The organism is Pedobacter sp. GR22-6 (assembly GCF_037402555.1).
Taxonomy (GTDB): Bacteria; Bacteroidota; Bacteroidia; order Sphingobacteriales; family Sphingobacteriaceae; genus Pedobacter.
On record NZ_JBBEUC010000003.1, the window covers coordinates 649,174 to 668,516 of the forward strand.

Annotated in this window: 14 protein-coding genes; 9 read left to right on the forward strand and 5 right to left on the reverse strand. The window is 44.6% G+C overall.

Annotated elements, in window-relative coordinates; all coding sequences use genetic code 11:
- Positions 1-36: 36 nt before the first annotated feature.
- Complete coding sequence (locus WAE59_RS16730) at positions 37-4,542, reverse strand: beta-L-arabinofuranosidase domain-containing protein (protein ID WP_337857117.1); 4,506 nt, start codon at positions 4,540-4,542, stop codon at positions 37-39.
- 111 nt (positions 4,543-4,653) lie between these two features.
- Here WAE59_RS16730 and WAE59_RS16735 point away from each other — a divergent pair, with 111 nt between their 5' ends.
- The 4 genes from WAE59_RS16735 to WAE59_RS16750 all read left to right on the forward strand — a co-directional run bounded on the left by WAE59_RS16735 (position 4,654) and on the right by WAE59_RS16750 (position 7,369).
- Positions 4,654-5,631, forward strand: coding sequence for a GntR family transcriptional regulator (locus WAE59_RS16735; RefSeq protein WP_337857118.1), 978 nt, complete (start codon positions 4,654-4,656; stop codon positions 5,629-5,631).
- 233 nt (positions 5,632-5,864) lie between these two features.
- Complete coding sequence (locus tag WAE59_RS16740) at positions 5,865-6,509, forward strand: DUF6266 family protein (RefSeq protein WP_337857119.1); 645 nt, start codon at positions 5,865-5,867, stop codon at positions 6,507-6,509.
- 91 nt (positions 6,510-6,600) lie between these two features.
- Positions 6,601-7,044 carry a hypothetical protein gene (locus WAE59_RS16745; RefSeq protein ID WP_337857120.1) on the forward strand — a complete coding sequence of 148 codons (444 nt, stop codon included), beginning with the start codon at positions 6,601-6,603 and terminating at the stop codon, positions 7,042-7,044.
- Between the two features lie 13 nt (positions 7,045-7,057).
- Positions 7,058-7,369, forward strand: coding sequence for a hypothetical protein (locus WAE59_RS16750; protein ID WP_337857121.1), 312 nt, complete (start codon positions 7,058-7,060; stop codon positions 7,367-7,369).
- A gap of 42 nt (positions 7,370-7,411) precedes the next feature.
- Here the strand turns inward: WAE59_RS16750 and WAE59_RS16755 are convergent, their stop codons facing one another.
- Positions 7,412-8,161, reverse strand: a complete 750-nt coding sequence (locus WAE59_RS16755) for a ThuA domain-containing protein (protein WP_337857122.1) — start codon at positions 8,159-8,161, stop codon at positions 7,412-7,414.
- Positions 8,162-8,235: 74 nt separating this feature from the next.
- On the opposite strand from WAE59_RS16755, the gene WAE59_RS16760 reads away from it, so the two are divergent.
- The 3 genes from WAE59_RS16760 to WAE59_RS16770 all read left to right on the forward strand — a co-directional run bounded on the left by WAE59_RS16760 (position 8,236) and on the right by WAE59_RS16770 (position 9,589).
- On the forward strand, positions 8,236-8,607 hold the full coding sequence (locus tag WAE59_RS16760) for a YybH family protein (RefSeq protein ID WP_337857123.1): 372 nt from the start codon (positions 8,236-8,238) through the stop codon (positions 8,605-8,607).
- Positions 8,608-8,610: 3 nt separating this feature from the next.
- Positions 8,611-9,204 (forward strand): TlpA family protein disulfide reductase, encoded by a 594-nt coding sequence (locus tag WAE59_RS16765; protein WP_337857124.1) that lies wholly within the window; start codon positions 8,611-8,613, stop codon positions 9,202-9,204.
- 67 nt (positions 9,205-9,271) lie between these two features.
- Entirely contained in the window at positions 9,272-9,589 is a 318-nt protein-coding gene (locus WAE59_RS16770; protein WP_337857125.1) for an RNA recognition motif domain-containing protein, read from the forward strand.
- Here the strand turns inward: WAE59_RS16770 and WAE59_RS16775 are convergent.
- The gene (locus WAE59_RS16775; RefSeq protein WP_337857126.1) at positions 9,586-11,643 is read right to left on the reverse strand and encodes a TonB-dependent receptor; all 2,058 of its coding nucleotides are present in this window, start codon (positions 11,641-11,643) and stop codon (positions 9,586-9,588) included. The two genes, WAE59_RS16770 and WAE59_RS16775, sit on opposite strands and share 4 nt — an antisense overlap.
- 37 nt (positions 11,644-11,680) lie before the next feature.
- Complete coding sequence (locus WAE59_RS16780; protein ID WP_337857127.1) at positions 11,681-14,392, reverse strand: TonB-dependent receptor; 2,712 nt, start codon at positions 14,390-14,392, stop codon at positions 11,681-11,683.
- A gap of 260 nt (positions 14,393-14,652) precedes the next feature.
- On the opposite strand from WAE59_RS16780, the gene WAE59_RS16785 reads away from it, so the two are divergent.
- Together WAE59_RS16785 and WAE59_RS16790 are read left to right on the forward strand one after the other, a co-directional pair.
- Positions 14,653-16,872, forward strand: coding sequence for an NADP-dependent isocitrate dehydrogenase (locus WAE59_RS16785; RefSeq protein ID WP_337857128.1), 2,220 nt, complete (start codon positions 14,653-14,655; stop codon positions 16,870-16,872).
- A 134-nt stretch (positions 16,873-17,006) separates the two neighbouring features.
- A complete protein-coding gene (locus WAE59_RS16790) occupies positions 17,007-17,423 on the forward strand; it encodes a hypothetical protein (protein WP_337857129.1) in 417 nt (138 codons plus the stop codon).
- Here WAE59_RS16790 and WAE59_RS16795 read toward each other — a convergent pair whose 3' ends face one another.
- Complete coding sequence (locus WAE59_RS16795; RefSeq protein ID WP_337857130.1) at positions 17,424-19,277, reverse strand: DNA polymerase III subunit gamma/tau; 1,854 nt, start codon at positions 19,275-19,277, stop codon at positions 17,424-17,426.
- Between the last annotated feature and the right edge of the window lie 66 nt (positions 19,278-19,343).

Here is a 19,343-nt window from a genome sequence, read left to right on the forward strand (position 1 = left end):
CATACCCGAAGCTGGCCCAAAGCTGTCCACTCTATCTTACCTCGCAAATTTTAAAATAGTATAAGAATATGCCGGGAATTCATAAACCGGATTTGTAACTGGTAAATGGATCGTCGTATTTTGTGTTTTGCATTTTTCGGGCTTGTCCGGGCTATTCCTATCATTCAGTTCTCCTGAAAGACTTGCAACTTCAACCAGATCTTTCCTATTTTCAAATTCCTCGAATTGCAGCTTCGTCGGATACGAAATACTAGCTGTATTCACGACATGTAAAATTAGTGTTTTCCCGTCTTCACTGCGACTGGCAGTCACATCCAATCCTCCTGTAATGCTGGTTTTTACCCGTAGAGGCTGGTGTTGTACAGCCTGCATTTGTTGTGCATAGAATGGAGGCATGCCCCAAACCTGATCAGGACTAAAAAAGATTTGGCCCTGGTCCCAATCATTGTCGTTCTGTAAATAAGGCTGTAGCGCATTAGCCGGACTAGAGGTCAGTACAGATTCGTTATGTCTCCTGATCGCATTGAGGTTTGTTGCATGCCCTAGGGCCCGCTGCATGCCATGCTTACTCCCGTTTTCTTCAAATACCGCGACTTTCATCGCACTGGCCGGATCCCATTGTTTAAACCTTTTGAGCATTCCCAGTAATTGTTTCTCTGTTTCTGTTCCCGCACTAGGATCATCTCCGCCAACATGGAGGTCCCAGTAATCGGCTTTTCCATTTAGTTCCCTGAATACGTATTCCATATTCGGCGACTCTGGTCGCCACCATGCAGCATGGATGAATTTAAGATTACTGTCTTTGGCTTTCATTGCCTGTTGAAGGAGTTTAAAGCGCGCTACATATTCTTCATATGCTTTTTTGCTGTCACCATTGAAAATCACTTCTTCATTGCCGATCTCGATATAGCGGACGCCATAAGGTTTAGGGTGACCATTGCTGGCCCGTTTGGCACCCCAAGTGGTATTTACATCGCCATTGAGGTACTCCACCATATCAGCCATATCTTCTGGCGTCTCGTAAATGTTCACTGCGAACGAAGGTGTGATGCCTGTTGCTTCACAGAATTGAAGAAACTCTTCAATGCCAAAACCGTTGGTGGTATAATGGTTCCAGTGGCCACGGTAAGGTGGTCGACGGTCCGGGTCGCCGATCATATTTTTGAATTTGTATTCGGGGGAATTGACCATGGTGCCCGCATAACGCAGAAAAGTGAGTCCTTGTGCTACTAGCATTTTTCCAATATCTGCGCGGATGGGCAGACCTTTAAATTGGTCATCACCACTGCCCATGAGCACCACCTGATCTACCCAAAGTTTGCCTTTTGAAGAGAGGTAAATCGCCAGCTTCGCGTTTTTGTCGGCCTGACTTGCTTTCAGGCTAAAAGGAAATTTTTTCCATGACATGCCGATACCTTTTATTTGTTGTACTGCATAAGTTTTGCTACCGTCTGCACTTTCCAGCGCAATGCTTACAGGACCGGAGAGCTGATGCCCTTTGAGATAAAACCTCCCTTGAAAAACTTGTCCTTTCCTTAGGGCAATGCCCCAACGGTTAAGCCCTCTGTTGGCAATCCCTACACGTCCATTACCACCCTTAAAGCAGATCAGTTGTGTGTTTTTGCCGTTGTAGGCATTTGCGCTATCCAAACGGAAGTCCGCTGTGGCTTTTGCTGAACGGATGATGTCCCAGTTGTAGCTGATTTCTTCTGTATCAGAATTGCTCAGCTTCAGGCTTTCTGTACCGCCATTTCGACTGATGCTCAACTTTCTGAATTCAAGGTCGGAACGCCAGGTTCGCAAGCCGATTTTTCCTTTGAGTAGTGGGTTGCGTTCATCCTTATAGGAAAGGATCGGTTTCCCATTTAGTGAAACCATGATTTCAGTTCCTTTTAGCTCAACTTTTAACCTGTTCCAGGATGTGGCATCTACATTTATCGCTGCTTCTTTGAGGAGTTCGAAATTTTGGAAGTGTTTCCCCATGATCAGCCGACGGCCATTACGGCTCAGGCCAACTTCGTAGGCGTCAAACACATCATTGCCTACACCGGCATTATCCACCCGGAGAAGGATAGCACCACTTTCCCCCTTGCCGGTAAAACGGATGTCGGCCTCTACAATCCCATCAGTAAGCTCTGTGCCTTCATAAATGAGCTTTGCACTTTGATCTGGCTCTACACCGATCTGGTGAATGCCGTTCATGCGTACGGCACTGTGGGTATTTCTGCCTGGAATGATAGAAACTACATCGTTATTGGCCGTCCAGTATCCTGAATATCTGCGCCATTGCTGGAAGTTTACACCAGTGGCGGGTTCTTCAAAGCTTTCTCCGAAGATGCGCTGGTCATAAAAACCGCCATATATCTCATGGTTTACGTCTTCAATATTGCTGCCGTAGAGCAGAGCGCTGAGCCGATTCTCGACCTGGCCTACATTTATGTTAATTACTGAAGGCTGTGCAACGTCTGTCCAGACCTGGTAGCCTTTTCCTTCTCTATTTCCTACGGCATAGTAAGGTATAGCAGTGAAAGACTTGCCACTGCCGGTTTTGCCCTGGATCACATTCACTCCGTTTAGCAGGTCAGGCCGGTAGCTCAACGTCATTGCAGCAGTGGTGTCGATATTCAGTTGAGCTACATTTCCATTGTCGGCGGCTTCAAGACTGTAAATAACAGGTCCGGAGGCAATGGCCACTTTTCCTTTTAAGTCCTTCACTTCTGCATTTGCACTGACGAAACGTGGTTGCATCGGCAATTGGAGCTCCACTTTGTCACCTTTGTTCCATTTCCTGCTGAGCATGGCATAGCCATTTCTCAAAACGAGTTTTTCCGGTTGTCCGTTTACGGTCAGGCTGATGGCCGGATTCAGGTTGGAACGGTAGAGTTCGTAGGGGTTTTCTTTCGCTAATGCCCAGCCCGGAATTCGCAAATTGAGTGTAAAGGCATTGCTGTTTTCCGGTTCCAGCTGCAGGGTCACCCTGCCTTCCCAGGGATAATTTGTTTCCTGTGAGATTCTCAGTTTTTGTTTTCCATTCAGCAGGATTTCTGCCTTGCTGCCAATGAATAAATTTAGGTATACCTGATCTTTCGCTGCTGCAAAAATATAATCGGGCATGGCAGAAACCATTTTCAGGAACATCGGGGGGCAGCAAGGGCAGGAATGCCATTCCCAGCGTGCATGGTCATGCGCGTTCAAGGGATTCTGATAGGTGTATTGCTTGCCGGATAGGGAAACACCAGTCAATATATTATTGTACAGTACCCGTTCAAATTCATCCATATACTTACCTTCGGCAGTCAGTTCATTCATCCGTTGACTGAAAAACCCTGCACCCACAGCGGCACAGGTTTCCAGATAAGCATCAGTAGGCAGGAAATAATCCGGGCCAAACTTTTCATCATTGTGGATGGCACCTACACCTCCCGTGACAAACATACGGCGTCCTGCCATGTTGTCCCAGAGCCGCGTAGCTGTTTGTATGTATTGAGGATCGTGGTTATCCAGTGCTACGGCCACCATACCCGTAGCCAGTAAGGTGGCTCTTACTGCGTGGCCTTCAATGGTCTTCTGCTGAAATACCGAAATGGAATCTTGTGCATAGTCGCCCCAGCTTGGCCGGATGTCAGGGCCATTTCCGCTTTCCCTGAATTTTTGTGCTTTGATCCACTTTTCCGATTTGTCATTGCCCCAGGTCTGCCAGAGCGGGAGGCCTGTATGCCTGCCTCGGTTTTCGATCCAGAATTTTGTCAGGGCGTAATAATCCTGTTCATGAACAGGTACAGCTATTTTCTTTTTCAAATCCGGTTGTTCTCTGTATAGCTGGTAGAGCTTCATCATGGCTTCCTCCGGGCCAGCATGTGCGGGTACGATATTGCGTTTGGGCGCGGGTCCCATTAGTTCCGACATATAATTGGCATACCGTGTCGCAACCTCCAGCAATTTCGTTTTAGCAGTGGCCCGGTAATAATGTACACCCGCTTCGATCAGCATTCCTGCGTTGTAAACGTCATGCTGATAGCGAAGGAAACCTCCATTATCTCCCCAGCGGTGTGCAGGTTCCACCAGGTAAGTATAGGTATTCAGGTAGCCGGAAGGATCTGCTGCCTGGGCTGCTGCAATGCGATCAATATAAGCATCTAAACGAGCCTGCAGGGCGGGATCCGGATATTGTCCGATCAAGTCACCTATGCCTCTGATGCTTTCATAAACCAGGCCGTCGAACCAGGGAAAGCCTGCGTGACGGCCTGTACCTTTTTGTCCAGACGCTACGTCATCAAAATTTGCAAAGGCATTGCTCTCCTCTCTTTCCTTGTCGGAAGCCAGGTGCTTTCCTTCAAACTTGTCCAGCACATCATTGGAAGTAGTCGTACGCCAAAGTTCAAATCTGGGGCTCCAGAATCTATCGCTGATCCTGGTATGTGCGATTGGAGCGAGTTGCCACTGCTCTTTGGTTTCGGTTTTTTTGACTGCGCAGGCCGCAAGAAGGGAAGTGAAGCCGAGTAGTAAGAAAAAATCAGAAGGTTTCATCATCATGTAGTTCATTGATTGTGCAGTCAAATATATAAAAATATCCAACTGGTACGAACTGGTACGATATTTTTATTTTCTAGTGCTAAAAGCGGAAAAAAATTACTTTTGTAACCATTGAAAGCGGTGAAAGAAAACAAATCCAAATATCAGTTAGTAGTGAACCATGTCGTCGACCGGATTCGTTCGGAGGAATACCGCAATGGCGACCGGATTCCGTCCATCAATGATTTCAGGCAACAATACCAGCTCTCGCGTGATACGGTATTTGCCGGTCTGCGTGAATTGATGTCGAAAGGCATCATCAGCGCCAGTCAGGGTGTAGGTTATTTTGTGAACAGCACCGAGATCGGCTCCCGGCGCCACATCTTTCTGCTTTTTAATGAACTGAATGAATTTAAGGAAGACCTATACAACTCCTTTATGGAAGCGGCGGGCAGTTCCGTGAGTGTAGAACTCTATTTTCATAACTACAACCGTAAAGTATTTGAAACCCTTGTCCGGGATGCCAACCATAAATATACCGATTATATCATCATGTCGGGAAAATTTGAAGGCGTTGGGCCTTTGCTGGGAAGTCTTTCCGGCAATGTATACCTGCTGGATCATTTTCATCCGGAACTGATCGGGAAATATTCTGGCGTGTTTCAGAATTTCGAGAAAGACACCTATGAGGCTTTGCGTTCCGGTTTGGAGTTGATCCGTAAGTACCAGCGTATTTTTATGGTACAACGAGAAGAAAAAGAACCTTTGGAACGTTACGATGGATTGCGGCGATTTTGTGAAGAAAATGGATTTTCCCACAACTACATTTCAGGGACCAAAGAACGGCCTATTGATCAGGGTGATGTTTACATAGTGGTGAAGGACCAGGATCTGGTAGCGCTTCTGAAGCAGGCTGCAGTACAGGAGCTGATACCCGGGCTGGACTTCGGGATCATTTCTTACAATGATACTCCTTTAAAAGAGCTGCTGTCAGGAGGGATTACCACCCTGTCTACTGATTTTAAGCTAATGGGAAGAACGATGGCTGGTTTTCTGAGTAGTAAGGAAATCCATACTGTAGAGAATCCCTGGATGCTGAACGTCAGAAAGTCGCTCTAACTTTAAATATTTTTACTATTTTAAAGCTGCAGACTGATTTTTTTTTAAATTTGTTGCAGAAAGAAGTGGTTTCAACATCTCTTTTGCCTGATCAGGCATTGGATTCCAGAAGAAGCCTGAGTTAATATGCTGTACAGTTTCTGCTGTGCTGCACTCAGGCAGCGGTTTCCATAAATCATTGTAAAGATTTAAAAAACAGTTATTTTAAATGAATTTTAGAAGGAGGGTCAGCTATGGCGACCTATAAAGATGGAATTAACGGCCCAATAAAAGGCAAAATAGGAAGCGTCATTGCTTCCTGCTGGAGAGGGATATATTACCTCAAAAGTGTCGCTGAGAAAAGTAGTAAACCCGCTTCTCCTGCGCAGTTGCGGCAACGCGAAGCATTCTCCATGGTGAGTACTTGGCTAAAGCCTTTAAAAACTTTGATTTGGACTGGATTTCAGGCCTTCAACGCAGGAAAAACACCTATGAATGAAGCGATATCATTTGTCATGAAAGCTGCAGTGAGTGTGGAAGCTGAAGAGGTTCGGATCAACTATTCGAGTGTTGTTTTTAGCAGGGGAAATTTATTGCCCTCTACGGTGCAAGAAATATTGGATTTGGGAAATGACGTACTTCGCATCAAATGGGATAACTTTCGGAATTCTACTTTTTGCAAGGCTGATGACAAGGCTACATTTGTGTTTTATAACCCCGCGAAGGGAGAGTTTGCTACTTTTGAACACATCGCTGACCGTGGCGACAAGATGGTTGATCTTCAATTTCCAGTAAATTACACCGGTGATGTGTTGCACGCGTATATGTATTTTGTGAATGCATCCGGAAATTTGGTAAGTACAACTGTCTATCTGGGAGAATATAAAATTAATTGCTAATAATTTTAGTTTTTTGTTTGGATGTGATCTGAAATTTAGCCAAATTTGTGAGCCAAAGAATTTTGGTTATTCAACAGGAGGATAGATTGTTATGATTGAACTTGTTTATTTTTCAGAAGAAAGCGAAGGAACACCAGCTTACCAGATCATCCAGTTCAACCCTGGTGAGCCCTGGAGTATTGTAGATGGCGATGAGCTGATCGGCTGCATGAAGAAATCTAAGGGCTTCTGGAACCTGTATGCAGTAGCTGCAGTACCGGATGGTCTGGCTACGGGGATCGCAAAGCTGATTGAAACCCAACACTGTTATCAACTTCCGGAAGAAATGAAGATGCGTTGGCCGGATCAGGTTCAGGAGGTGATTGTACAGTCTGATGATCGTTATCTGGTGGTTTGTAAGTCTGATGTCGATTTTAAAAGATTTGAAAAAGTATTCAGGAATTTTATCTGTGAACTGCTGAAGGATGAATGGCCGATCCGGTTCATGGTCTACAATGCTGATATGACCGCGGATTTTGAAGTTTTGCTTAATTGATTAACTTACCCGCATGAACATAAAATCAGGCCACAATCGCAGGCTTCCTGCACATGATGAAAAGCAGATAGAGGAGTTGCTCATTGGGGAGTATCGGGGAGCAAAGATCGAGGAAATGGAATACAGTTATCCAATCAATGATGCACAATTGATGATTGAGTATACGATCAGGCTTTTCGATCATGGCGATCAGACCCGTTTCTTCAGAAAGGTATTTAAGAAAGGCGGTAAGTGGGTTTTGAGTGCTGACTTCAGGACGATGAAGGCGGAGGGTAGCGCAGTTGCGGAGATTGAAGCGATGATAAAAAACTATATGGAGTCCTGAAATTCAAATTGCGCTCTGCTTTTAGACAGAGCGCAATTTGAATTATTTTAGTTTCTTCTCCATTTTCTTAACACCCATGGCATACTGAATGCCACCAAGAATGTGTTTCAGGAACAATGGATCGGTATAAGATTCTTCTACATGGCCCAATCCGGTATAAAATGACCGGCCCCCTTCAAAATCGCGGTACCAGGCTATAGGGTGAGTAGATCCATTAATACCTCCCTTATAACTTTTTTCGTCAAGGTTGATCAATACCCTGATCCCGTTCTGAATGTCTTTATAATTGTACCACTCATCTTTTCTTTTCCAAATTTCGGGCAAATGGGAGGTAGCAATTGTTCTGTTGTTGAGCACGCGGAGTTCCGCTACCTGCTGCGCAGGATGGCTTACGAAATAGGCGCCTGTAAGTTTGCCGTACCAGGGCCAGTCATACTCGGTATCACTTGCTGCATGGATACCGGCATAGCCTCCACCCGCATGAATGTAGTCTTCAAAAGCTTTTTGCTGAGCGTCGTTAAAGATATCTCCAGTGGTGTTCAGAAATACCACAGCTGCGTATTTTTTTAGGTTGGCAGGAGTGATGAGTTCTGAGTTCTTTGTGGTATCCACATCAAAATTGTTTTCCAGACCAAGTTTCTGGATGGCGGCAATGCCTTCATCAATAGATGAGTGGTGGAAGCCCGCTGTTTTGGAAAAAACCAGGATACGCTTCTTTTTTGCAGAAACTGAGCTGCTGAAGCTAAATACCAGCGCAAAGGCCAGGATAAATAGTTTAAAGGATTTAGACATTTTGTGTTATTTTATAGAGCAAGTTAGCAAAAAAAGCGGATTGCTTACAGCCTGATAATTTGTAATATTGTCGTATGAGTTTATCAGAAGAATTGATCATCAGGCAGGCGCGCCAGGATTCGAATACCTGTATTGCAAATCGTGATGTTGCAGGCGTGTCTAAATATTGGTTGCCGGATTTCATCCAGGTGGCTGGTGATGGGAGCCATACCGTAGGTAAGAAGCAGATTATTGCCGACTGGAAGTTTATGTTTTCTCAGAGCAGCCCGGCTTTTGAGCGTTTGCCAGATTTGATCAAGGTCAGTCAAAGTGGTGATTTGGCTTGGGAAACGGGAACCTGGAATTATAAGACGGCCCCTTTCTATGGTAACTATTCCGCCATGTGGCGCAAAGTGAAAGGAAGCTGGTTGACACAATGTGAACTGTATGTATCTCTAAATCCATAGCTCATGGAACAGAAGAAAAAAATAGTTACTTTTTCCAATTTGAGTACGTTGGTGCTGGTCTTGTTTACATTATCTGTGCTCTTTATACCAGAGGTAAAGGGTTGGATGATCGGTAGCCTGATGAAGATTGGATTATTTAAGGCAAATGTTCCGAATGCGGGCAAAGCTGAGGGGAAAGTGCTCAAAATATTGGCTCCTGCCCAGGAAGCGATTTTTGAAGATGGTGCCGGGAAGAGACTGAGTCTGTCGGGCCAGAGAGGCAAAGTGATATTTATCAATTTCTGGGCAACCTGGTGCCCGCCCTGTATTGCTGAGCTACCCTCTGTGGATGCGCTGCGGAAGAAATTGAAGGATAGCAATGTGGTGTTTTTGATGGTAGATGTGGACGGAAAATATGCGGAATCCAATGCTTTTATGAGCGGAAAAGGATTTGAGCTGCCGGTATATGTACCTGCTGGCAATATCCCCAGGGATTATTTTGGAGGTTCAATGCCAACTACTGTTATTCTCGACCGCTCGGGCAATATGGTGTTTCAGCATGTGGGTGCAGCGGATTATAATGATCCACAGGTACTTGAATTTATAAATAAATTGTAGCGGGCTGATTTAATATGGCTATCTTAGTGGCTTAGGACGAGGTATTTAATATTTAGGAATTAACGTAATGGTAAAAATTTTTGTGGGTGGCCTGCCTCCTGATGTATCGGAGATAGACGTCGTGATACAAGTGAGCATATACGGGCAGGTGATCACCATCAAAATTGTAAGGGATAAAGTTACCCGTAAATCTAAAGGTTATGCCTTTTTGGAGATGGCTAATCAGGATGGTGCAGAAAAAGCAGTGGAAGCACTCAACGGCACAAGGTTCAAAGGTAATGTGTTGACAGTAAGGATTGCCGACGAGGCGCCGGCCAAACCAAAGGTGTACCGCAAGGTAGGCCCCGGGACTGCAGTTCCACCCCGGAGGCCAAGAAAGTTTTAAAACTTCAACTCCAGCCCGGCGTAAAAGTTGCGGCTGGCGGCTGCATTGAAATACCTCCCGCCAAAGGCATTGAGGTCATTGCCAAGACTGTATTTTTCATTGAGCAGGTTGTCTGCACCGGCGAAAAAGCCAAGTGTGGCTTTGGTGAGTCTTAGCCCTTTGATACCGGCCTTTGCCTGTAATAGGTGGTAGTCGTTTGCATAGATGCTGTTTGCGTCGTTTAATGGAATACGGTCAGTATAGCTATGTTGTCCGAAAAGATAGAAGCCCTTGGGCAGGCGAAGTTCGGCATTGCTGACGATACCGTTTTCCGGCACTCCTGTGAGTGCATTTCCTGAAAAATCTCCCGCATCATTTACATAGTTCTCGAAACGGAACCGGCTTAGCGTATATGCGGCACTAAGTTGTAGGCCCCTGATTATTCCATTAGTCTTGGGTTTAAAGAGCCAGAAGGACGCGGAACTCTCCAGCCCCCACTGTCGCGTTCCACCGGCATTGATAAAATACTCTGTGTTATTTTCATTCAGACGGCGGACGATCGCACTTTTTAAATGGAAATAGAAGACTGTAAGGTCAATGGCCAATCTATTGTCCATGCCCTGATACCTGATGCCAGTTTCATAGTTCCATCCGTATTCAGGCTGCAGGTCAATATTGATCTGATTATCTGACGCCCTTACCTCGCTGGAGGTGGGGGGCGAATATCCTTTGCTGACAGAAGCCCTTAAGGAAAACTGCTTGCTGAACAGATAAGAAATTGCGGCACGCGGCAGGAATTGCAGGTCAAACCGGTTGGTTTTTTCTGGAATCCTGATGGGTTCGATGCTGCGGTAGCGGTACTGGTAACTGTTTGTGCTGGCAGAGAGTTCAATAAGCAGTTTCTCGAAGAAGTCTGCACTGAATTGCAAAAACGCAAAGTTGGAAATGGCTTTGAGGTCGTCTGATGCCTGCACTGCTGTATATCTACCTGCGTTGTTGTCATAGTTGTCGAAATTGGTGCCGGTCTGCATGCTTTCCATTCCCAGGTTGAACTTCCAGTTGAGATCTTGCTGCGCCTTGGCATATTCCAGATAGGTCCTGATACCCAAAGTAAATTCGTCGCGTTTTTCGTAATTGCTGATGAAAGGGTTTTTAAAATTAGTATAGCTGGTAAAAGCACTTAGGACATGCCTGAAGCCTTTACCAAAGTTCCAGTCATGGGAAAGCCCTGTATAGATGGTTTTACTATAGATACCAGCCTGTTGTTCAATGGCACTTTTTGAGGGGCCTGCGGCGGGTCTGGATGCTTTGGGATTGACCTCATATTGGGCGGCAGTAAGTCCTCCAGGGGTATTGTAATGCAAGTCTGAATAGAGAATGAGCGATTTTAAACTTGCATTTTGTGCATAGCTAAACTGTTGAAAAATTTGAAAGTACTTACGTTCCATGGCGCTGTGGTCGCGATAGCCGTCACTTTGCTGGTAGGCCTGGCTGATGTTAAGCCCATAATTGTCCGAATGATGTTGTAAATGTATGTCTTCACGGAAAGTGCCAAATGTGCCTGCCTGACTCTTTACACTTAGATGAGTACTGTCGTTCTGGAAGGACTGTGGTTGAATGAGAATCACTCCGCCTGAATTGGCACCGAAGATACTGCCCTGAGGACCTTTTAATACCTGGATTTGTGAAATGCCAGATACATCTAATGCATTAAGATAGGTATTTCCACCAGCGTCTGTTAAAGGGAAATCATCGAGATAGATTTTAACATTTCTGACACCAAAAGGTGAGCGGAGTAAACTGCCACGGATGGAGAGGCGGTAACTGCCCGGTGAACGTTCTTCCATGCGTATTCCGGGAATTACATTCATGCTGCCCAATAACGAGGTTGCTGGTTGTTTGTCGAGTTGTTCCTGATCGGCGAGCCCAACGGAGCCAGTGCTGCGCAGGAGCGGCTGACTGGAAAAATAGGGGCGGATGATGACTTCTTGTAATTTTCGGGTGCTGTCTGGCTTGATTTGAGACAAAGCCGAGAGCGCGGTAAACGATAGACAGATACTGAGGAATGTTTTCATTATCAGCAAATCTATCACTTACCGCGTAATATCAAAGTTATTTGGCTTTGTAAATGTTGATCTTATATTGGTAGGTGAGCAGAAAATACCTTTTCAGAATCTGGTCATCACTGGTGCTCACAGAGTTTTCCTGTGCATAGCGATATACCGATATGTTTTGATCAAGCAGGTCGTAGACGGAAATCTTCAACTGTCCACGGTCTTTCTTTAGCATCTGCAGTGTAAGGGCGAGGTTGACAATGTGTGAACTCCTGGGGAAACCTTGCGCAACCTGTGGATTGTAATTGAAGTTGTACTTTGCATCGAGGATTATTTTTTTTGGCCAACGCAAACTGAAATCTGTGCCCAGCGTATGGGTATAGGTACTTATTGCACGAAACTTTACTTTCTTATATTCTGTCAGGGAATTGCTAAAACGGTAGTTGGTATTGATGCTGAGGAGTTCGTTGTAATTGAAATTGATCGACTGACCTACTCCATAATTGTAATTGTACTGATCTCCGCCGTCGGCATTGAGGAAGAACTCACTCCTGCGGGCACTGACATTGAAACTGGTATTCAGTCCTACCTGCCAGTTTTGCGATTTTTTGAATTGTTTCCCTATGCTGCCACTCATGTAGCCGCGAAGCGCATTTTTACTGTTGATGTAGGTATTGGTAGAAGCGCCATTTCCCTCAATCAGGTTGCGCTGGATTACATTGTTCTCCGTTAGGTTGACTGAAGCGTAGGCATTCATGTTGAGCTGTTTGGTATGGATGTATTTATAAAGATTGCCTGAAAACTGATAGTCGCGGCCGGCTTTGAGGTTAGGATTTCCAACGGACTTATATAGCGGGCTATAAACCCTTTCTATCGGCTGCATCTGATAGATCTGCGGCTGTTCCAACCGCTCACTGAAGTTGATGCTGAAACCTGGACCACTAAACTGCAGGGCAGGAAAGAAATTGTAGTGCTGACGTCGGATATCTTTTACCGTACTGTTAAAATGATTGGTTACATCCTGAAACTCCATGCTAAGACCCATACGCACACTATATCGCTTGCCGATCTGATAATTTAGTTGTGGTTTGATGCTCTGGAACATGGTCCTTCTGTTCAGCGCACTACTCTGATCGGGCAGGAACAGGTCGTAGCTATTTGCAGGGATGTTTTTGTCGTAGGTTAGAAGGTCCTCCCTGCTGGTAGAATAGCGGGTGTCGGAACTGAGTTCAGCGCTTAGCTTTTTGCTGATCGGCTGGTTATAGTTTAGGGATATATTGCCTGAGTTGTTGATGGTCTGCTGATCTGCCAGCCGATCTTGTATCGTTGAGGGAAAGCTGCTGTCGTAGGAAGTGATGGCGTTGTAGGAGTAACCAGTTGTTTTGTTTTCATTGAGGTTTAGGGAGTGTTGGACGTTCAATGATTTACCTTTCTTATTCAAGCGGCGATAATAGCTCAAGTTGTGAGAAAAATTGGTGCCATTGGATTGATTCCGGTCGTCGCCGATATTGTCATTTAACCTTGGCACAAAATTGTTCCTGCTGTTGCTGTTGGAATTGCTACTGGAATTGTTGCGTTCAAAATTGATAGAAGGTTCGTAGCGGACCTTGTTGAGGCTATCCGGGTTCCATTCTATGAGTCCACCGATGGCATGTTTGTTTTCCCTGCTTTTCGAGTTGTAGCTTGAATTGGAGCTGAGGATGGTATCGCCCAGCGTTTGCTCATTGATCCCATTGCTGCTATTGATTCTTCCGGTATTGGTATAGAAATAAGTAAGGTTCATCTTCAGCTTGGTACCATAGTCATTATTTAGGTTGAAGCCCCCGGAGGTCACATTCTCCAGTCCGCCCCAACCGCGTCCGCCAAAGGTGCCATCCCATATTTGTGAACCTTCGGAGCGATTGAAGCCGCCCATGGAGTAGAGGTCATCCTGGGAAAAACCGGTTTTACTGAGGTTATTGGTGAGTCCGATCAAACTGATCTGAAGGGTATCTCTGAAACTGCTGAGGATACCTGCTGCTTCATACCGGTCGCGGCTTCCGCCTCCTGCATAGAATTTACCCAAAGTGCTTTTCTTGATTTTGCTTTTGAGTTTGAGGTTGATGATCTTTCCCACTTCGCTTTCCGTCAGTTTGTGGTCCGGATCGTTTTCACGGTCATCGTATACCTGAATTTTGTCGATCATATCGGCATCCAGGTTTCGGGTCGCTACTTTAGGATCTTTACCAAAGAACTGCTTTCCGTCGATGAGGAGCTTGTTGATGGATTTGCCGTTGACCAGGATAGACCCGTCATTATTCACCTGTACACCGGGCAATTTGCGGAGCAGTTCCTCGACAACAGCATTGGGTCTGGTTTTAAAAGCTTCAATGTTGAATTCAACAGTGTCTTTTTTAGTGACAATAGGTGAACGTTCCCCTTTGATGATAACCTCATGTAGGTTGTTGCCACTGAAAAACAATGTCCCCAGGTCTTTGGTTTCTCCTTTATTCAGTTCTAGAATTTTCCGGTAGGTCTGGTAGCCAATATAGGAGATGATCAATTTGGTGGTTCTGTCGGTAGGAATACCGGAAATGTGGAAGCCCCCGTTTTTGTCGCTGAGCGTGTAAGAAACAAGAGAGGTGTCTTTGGCATTAACTACCGCAATGGTGGCATGTTCCAATGGTGCTTTTGTTGCAGAATCTGCCAATAAACCTTTAATAGAAGCTTTGTTTTGTGCTATAGTGCCTGTAGCCAGAAATAGCAATAACAGAGAGGCGATAATTTTCATTTATGTGTGTTTGGTTTTAAATTTGGAAAGCACTGTGTTAAGGTGATTCGTTATTCAATATTAGGTGTTTTTCAGGTAGTTTATTGTTAAATAGTGTTAAACGTTTTGTTGGCTATTTGATGGGAATAGGAGGAGGATGTTACAAATAAACACTGCTAATTTCATCTGTTTATTATATCTTTAGACGATTTTAACTGAGAGGATGTTGATCATCAATATCTGCTTTTATTTCTCATTCATATAACCATATTTATAACAATATGTCACACACATCAAAAATTATCTATACCAAAACAGATGAAGCGCCAATGCTGGCAACTTATTCATTATTGCCAATTGTGCAGGCTTTTACAGCCTCAGCAGGCATTAATGTAGAGACGAGGGATATTTCTTTAGCGGGCAGGATCCTTGCTAATTTCCCGGAGTTTTTAAAAGAAGAGCAAAAGATTGGAGATGCGTTGACAGAATTGGGCCAACTGGCAACTACGCCAGAAGCCAACATTATTAAATTACCTAATATATCTGCATCTATTCCTCAATTGGTAGGTGCAATTACGGAATTACAGGCTCAGGGATATGCTTTGCCTAATTATCCGGATAATGCACAAACAGCTGAGGAAAAAGCCATCAAAGCAAAATATGCTAAAGTCCTCGGTTCAGCAGTGAACCCAGTACTGCGTGAAGGTAATTCTGACCGCAGGGCTCCTAAGGCAGTCAAGAACTACGCTAAAGCCAATCCACATTCGATGGGCAAATGGTCTGCTGATTCTAAAACGAGGGTAGCGAGCATGTCTGAAGGGGATTTCTACGGTTCAGAGAAATCTGTAACTGTCGATGAGGCTACCCAGTTTAAGATAGAGTTTGTAGCTAACGATGGAACTGTGACAGAACTGAAAGGTCTTGCCCCACTGAAAGCAGGTGAAGTAATCGACAGTTCTGCACTGAGTTTGTCAGCCCTGAAAGCTTTTGTTGCCAAAGAAGTTGAAGAGGCTAAAGCAGCTGGCGTATTATTGTCTGCTCATTTGAAAGCAACAATGATGAAAGTGTCTGATCCGATTATTTTCGGTGCAATTGTAGAAGTTTACTTTTCTGATGTATTCACCAAATATGCGGAGCTGTTCGCGTCTTTAAATGTCGATACGAGAAATGGTCTGGGGGATGTGTTTGCTAAAATAGCAGGAACAGCTCAACAGGCAGAAGTGGAAGCAGCTATCGCTGCGGCTATAGAAAATGGTCCGGCTTTGGCGATGGTAAATTCTGATAAAGGAATCACCAATTTGCATGTGCCTTCTGATGTAATCGTAGATGCTTCTATGCCGGCAATGATCCGTACTTCTGGTCAGATGTGGAATAAAGAAGGTAAATCTCAGGATACCATAGCGCTCATCCCAGATCGTTGCTATGCTGGAGTATATACTGCAACAATCGAAGATTGTAAGGAAAATGGAGCTTTCGACGTAACCACAATGGGTTCTGTGCCTAACGTAGGTCTGATGGCACAAAAGGCTGAAGAGTATGGTTCTCATGATAAAACATTCCAGGCCACTGCTAGCGGAACCATCCGCGTGACTGATGCTGAAGGAAAAGTATTTTTTGATCAAAAAGTGGAAACAGGTGATATTTTCCGCATGTGCCAGACTAAGGATGCTCCGATTCAGGACTGGGTGAAACTAGCTGTGAACAGGGCCCGTTTATCAGCTACTCCGGCAGTTTTTTGGCTGGATGAGCAACGTGCGCATGATAGAGAAATCATTGCTAAAGTGAATAAATACCTTGCTGATCATGATACTGCCGGTTTGGATATCCGTATCCTGGCACCAGTAGAAGCGACTAAATTTACCTTGGAAAGAATCCGTAAAGGGGAGGATACGATTTCTGTGACTGGCAACGTATTGCGTGACTACCTGACGGATTTGTTCCCGATTCTGGAATTAGGAACTTCTGCAAAGATGCTTTCTATAGTTCCCCTAATGAACGGTGGTGGTTTATTTGAAACCGGAGCTGGTGGATCAGCGCCTAAGCACATTGAGCAATTCATAGAAGAAGGTTACCTGCGTTGGGATTCACTGGGCGAATTTCTGGCCCTTGCTGTTTCCTTAGAGCATTTGGGACAAACTCAAGACAATGCGAAGGCATTGGTGCTTGCCGAAACTTTAGATGCTGCAACTGAGAAATTTTTGGCAAACGACAAGTCACCTGCACGTAAGGTTGGTCAAATAGACAATAGGGGCTCGCATTTTTATCTGGCACTATATTGGGCACAGAACCTGGCAGCTCAAACTAAGGATGCTGAATTGCAGTCGAGGTTTGCGCCTTTAGCTAAAGTGTTGACCGATAATGAAGAGAAAATCTCTGCTGAACTGATAGGTGCACAAGGCAAACCACAAAATATAGGTGGCTATTATCATCCTAATGATGACCTGGCATTTGCTGCCATGCGCCCAAGTGAGACATTGAATACTGCTTTGGCAGGACTATAAAAAGCCGGCCTTTGAATTTAGCCCATTTGCTAAGCAAATGGGCTTTTTTATTTTTTAAACTCAGGTATTGAATTCTTTGTCAAACAAAACAAATCGCCACTAAGCTAGGTTATACTCCTATAAATTTTACCATCATGACAGCAGACCAAAATCAAAACGGCGAAAAAAGAGCAAACGATAAATTACATCCTACGGATCTTGGGGAGACCAGGGACTTTGACAATTTATCTTATGATAAAGACAAAAATAGCTTCGAATTCGATGTAAAAGGAGAAGAAAAGGATTATGATCATCCGCTTCCATACGATACATCAGCGCCTAACGGAGAAGATAGTATTTCTACTTATGATGAAGCAAATCCCTATGTAGGATCAGAATATGATGATGAAGAACAAGTAGGTGAAAATATGGAAAGCGCAGCAATGCGTATTGAGGATGAGGAAAACCTGGAGCTTGATCCTGAAGATGAGTTGCTGGCCCGTACGCCTGAAGATGACAGGGACGACCTGGATGAAGAAGGCTATCCGCTGAATGACCGTCTGCCTAAATAACTAAGAGTTCACATCGAGGTTGAAGCGCCGGCGCATTTCTTCCAACTTAGGGTTTTTTTCTATCAGGTACTGATATTTCTCAGTATTGGTGTATAACCTGTTGACCACAGTTCGGGCCACCTGTTTTGATTTGATATTGAGTTGAAAGTTCTTCAATCGGGGACGCAGGAAGTTCAGGAAATCGATCAGTTCTTCTTGCAGCTGGATTTCCTGGATTTTATGTTCTACGTGAACGATTATCTCTTCCGGGCTTTCCATTACAGGGTCCGCTCCGGTCAGGAGTGTATATATATTGATTTTATTATCTTCTTTTGCTTTGTTGGCATACTGGTTCCAGTATAGCATCAGCTGCTCATAGGTAAACTGCTCTCTTCCATCGCCGGTAATGTATTTCGGTCCATCATTTTCTTCTTCTTCCTGTCGGCGTTCCAAATCCGTAAGGGAGGGGATTAGAGAAGCTACTTTTGTGGTGGTATTTCCTTTTAAAGCGATCTTACCTGTTGGGGGTGGTGTGGTTAAGGGAATAGGGGCAACAGGGGGAGCTTGTGTGGTAGTTGATTCTACTAATTTTGTTTCTGCTATTGCCGCCGGAATTCCTGAAGATGCAATGGCGGAGGGAGTCACTGGAGGTCCTGCTGAAGGCATAGCGATGCGCTCAACAGAAACGGGATTTGCTGCGGAAACAGAACTTACATTAGTTTTTTTTTTAATCTGATCTTCGTCAGTTACAGAATTTGGATTGGGCTGTGCGAGTTGCAGTACCGATGGGATGTGGCACATTTTGATCAGCGATAGTTCCACCTGAAGGCGTTGGTTTTTGCTGTTTTTATAATTCAGATCGCACTGATTGGCCAGGTTTAAGGCAGTTAAGATAAACGAAACGGGTGTTTGCTGACTCTGAGAAATGTATTTCTGTTTTATATTTTCACTGACTTCCAATAATTTGGTTGTCTGTGGATCCTTAGCTACCAATAGGTTTCTCAAATGGCCTGCTAAACCATTAATGAAGTTATTTCCATCAAATCCATTGTTTAGAATTTCATCAAACAAGATCAACGCATTGCTCACATCAGAGGAAGTGAGGTGCTGCGTAAGTTTGAAATAATAATCGTAGTCAAGGATATTGAGGTTGTCTATGACAGATTTGTAGGTCAGGTTCTTATTTGTGTAGCTAACGATCTGATCAAACATGGACAAGGCATCCCTTAATCCTCCATCGGCCTTTTGGGCGATGATATGAAGTCCATCAGCCTCAACACTAATGTTTTCACGTATTGCAATCTTATTGAGATGTCCGGATATGTCATCCACCTGAATTCTATTGAAATCAAAGATCTGACAGCGGGAAAGTATAGTCGGAAGGATTTTGTGCTTCTCTGTGGTCGCCAATATAAAAATAGCATAAGAAGGGGGCTCTTCCAGTGTTTTCAGAAATGCGTTAAAGGCATTTGCGGAAAGCATGTGCACCTCATCTATAATATAGATTTTATACTTGCCGGCCTGTGGCGGAATGCGTACCTGATCAATAAGACTGCGTATATCGTCAACAGAGTTATTGGAAGCTGCATCCAGTTCATGGAAATTAAACGAATGACCTGTCTGGAACGATATGCAGGACTCGCAGGTCCCGCAGGCTTCCTGTTCAGGCGTGAGGTTCGTACAGTTAATGGTTTTTGCGAGAATCCTTGCGCAAGTGGTTTTTCCTACGCCACGCGGTCCGCAGAAAAGGAAGGCCTGGGCCAGTTGGTTATTCTTGATGGCATTCTTTAGTGTGCCTGTAATGTGGTGCTGACCTACAACCGTTTCAAAGGTGGCAGGACGGTACTTACGGGCTGAAACTATAAAATTTTCCATTCGCCAACGAAAATAGGAATTTTTGTTGAGCTTGAAGTTCAGAACCTTGGAATGTTGAAAATTTAG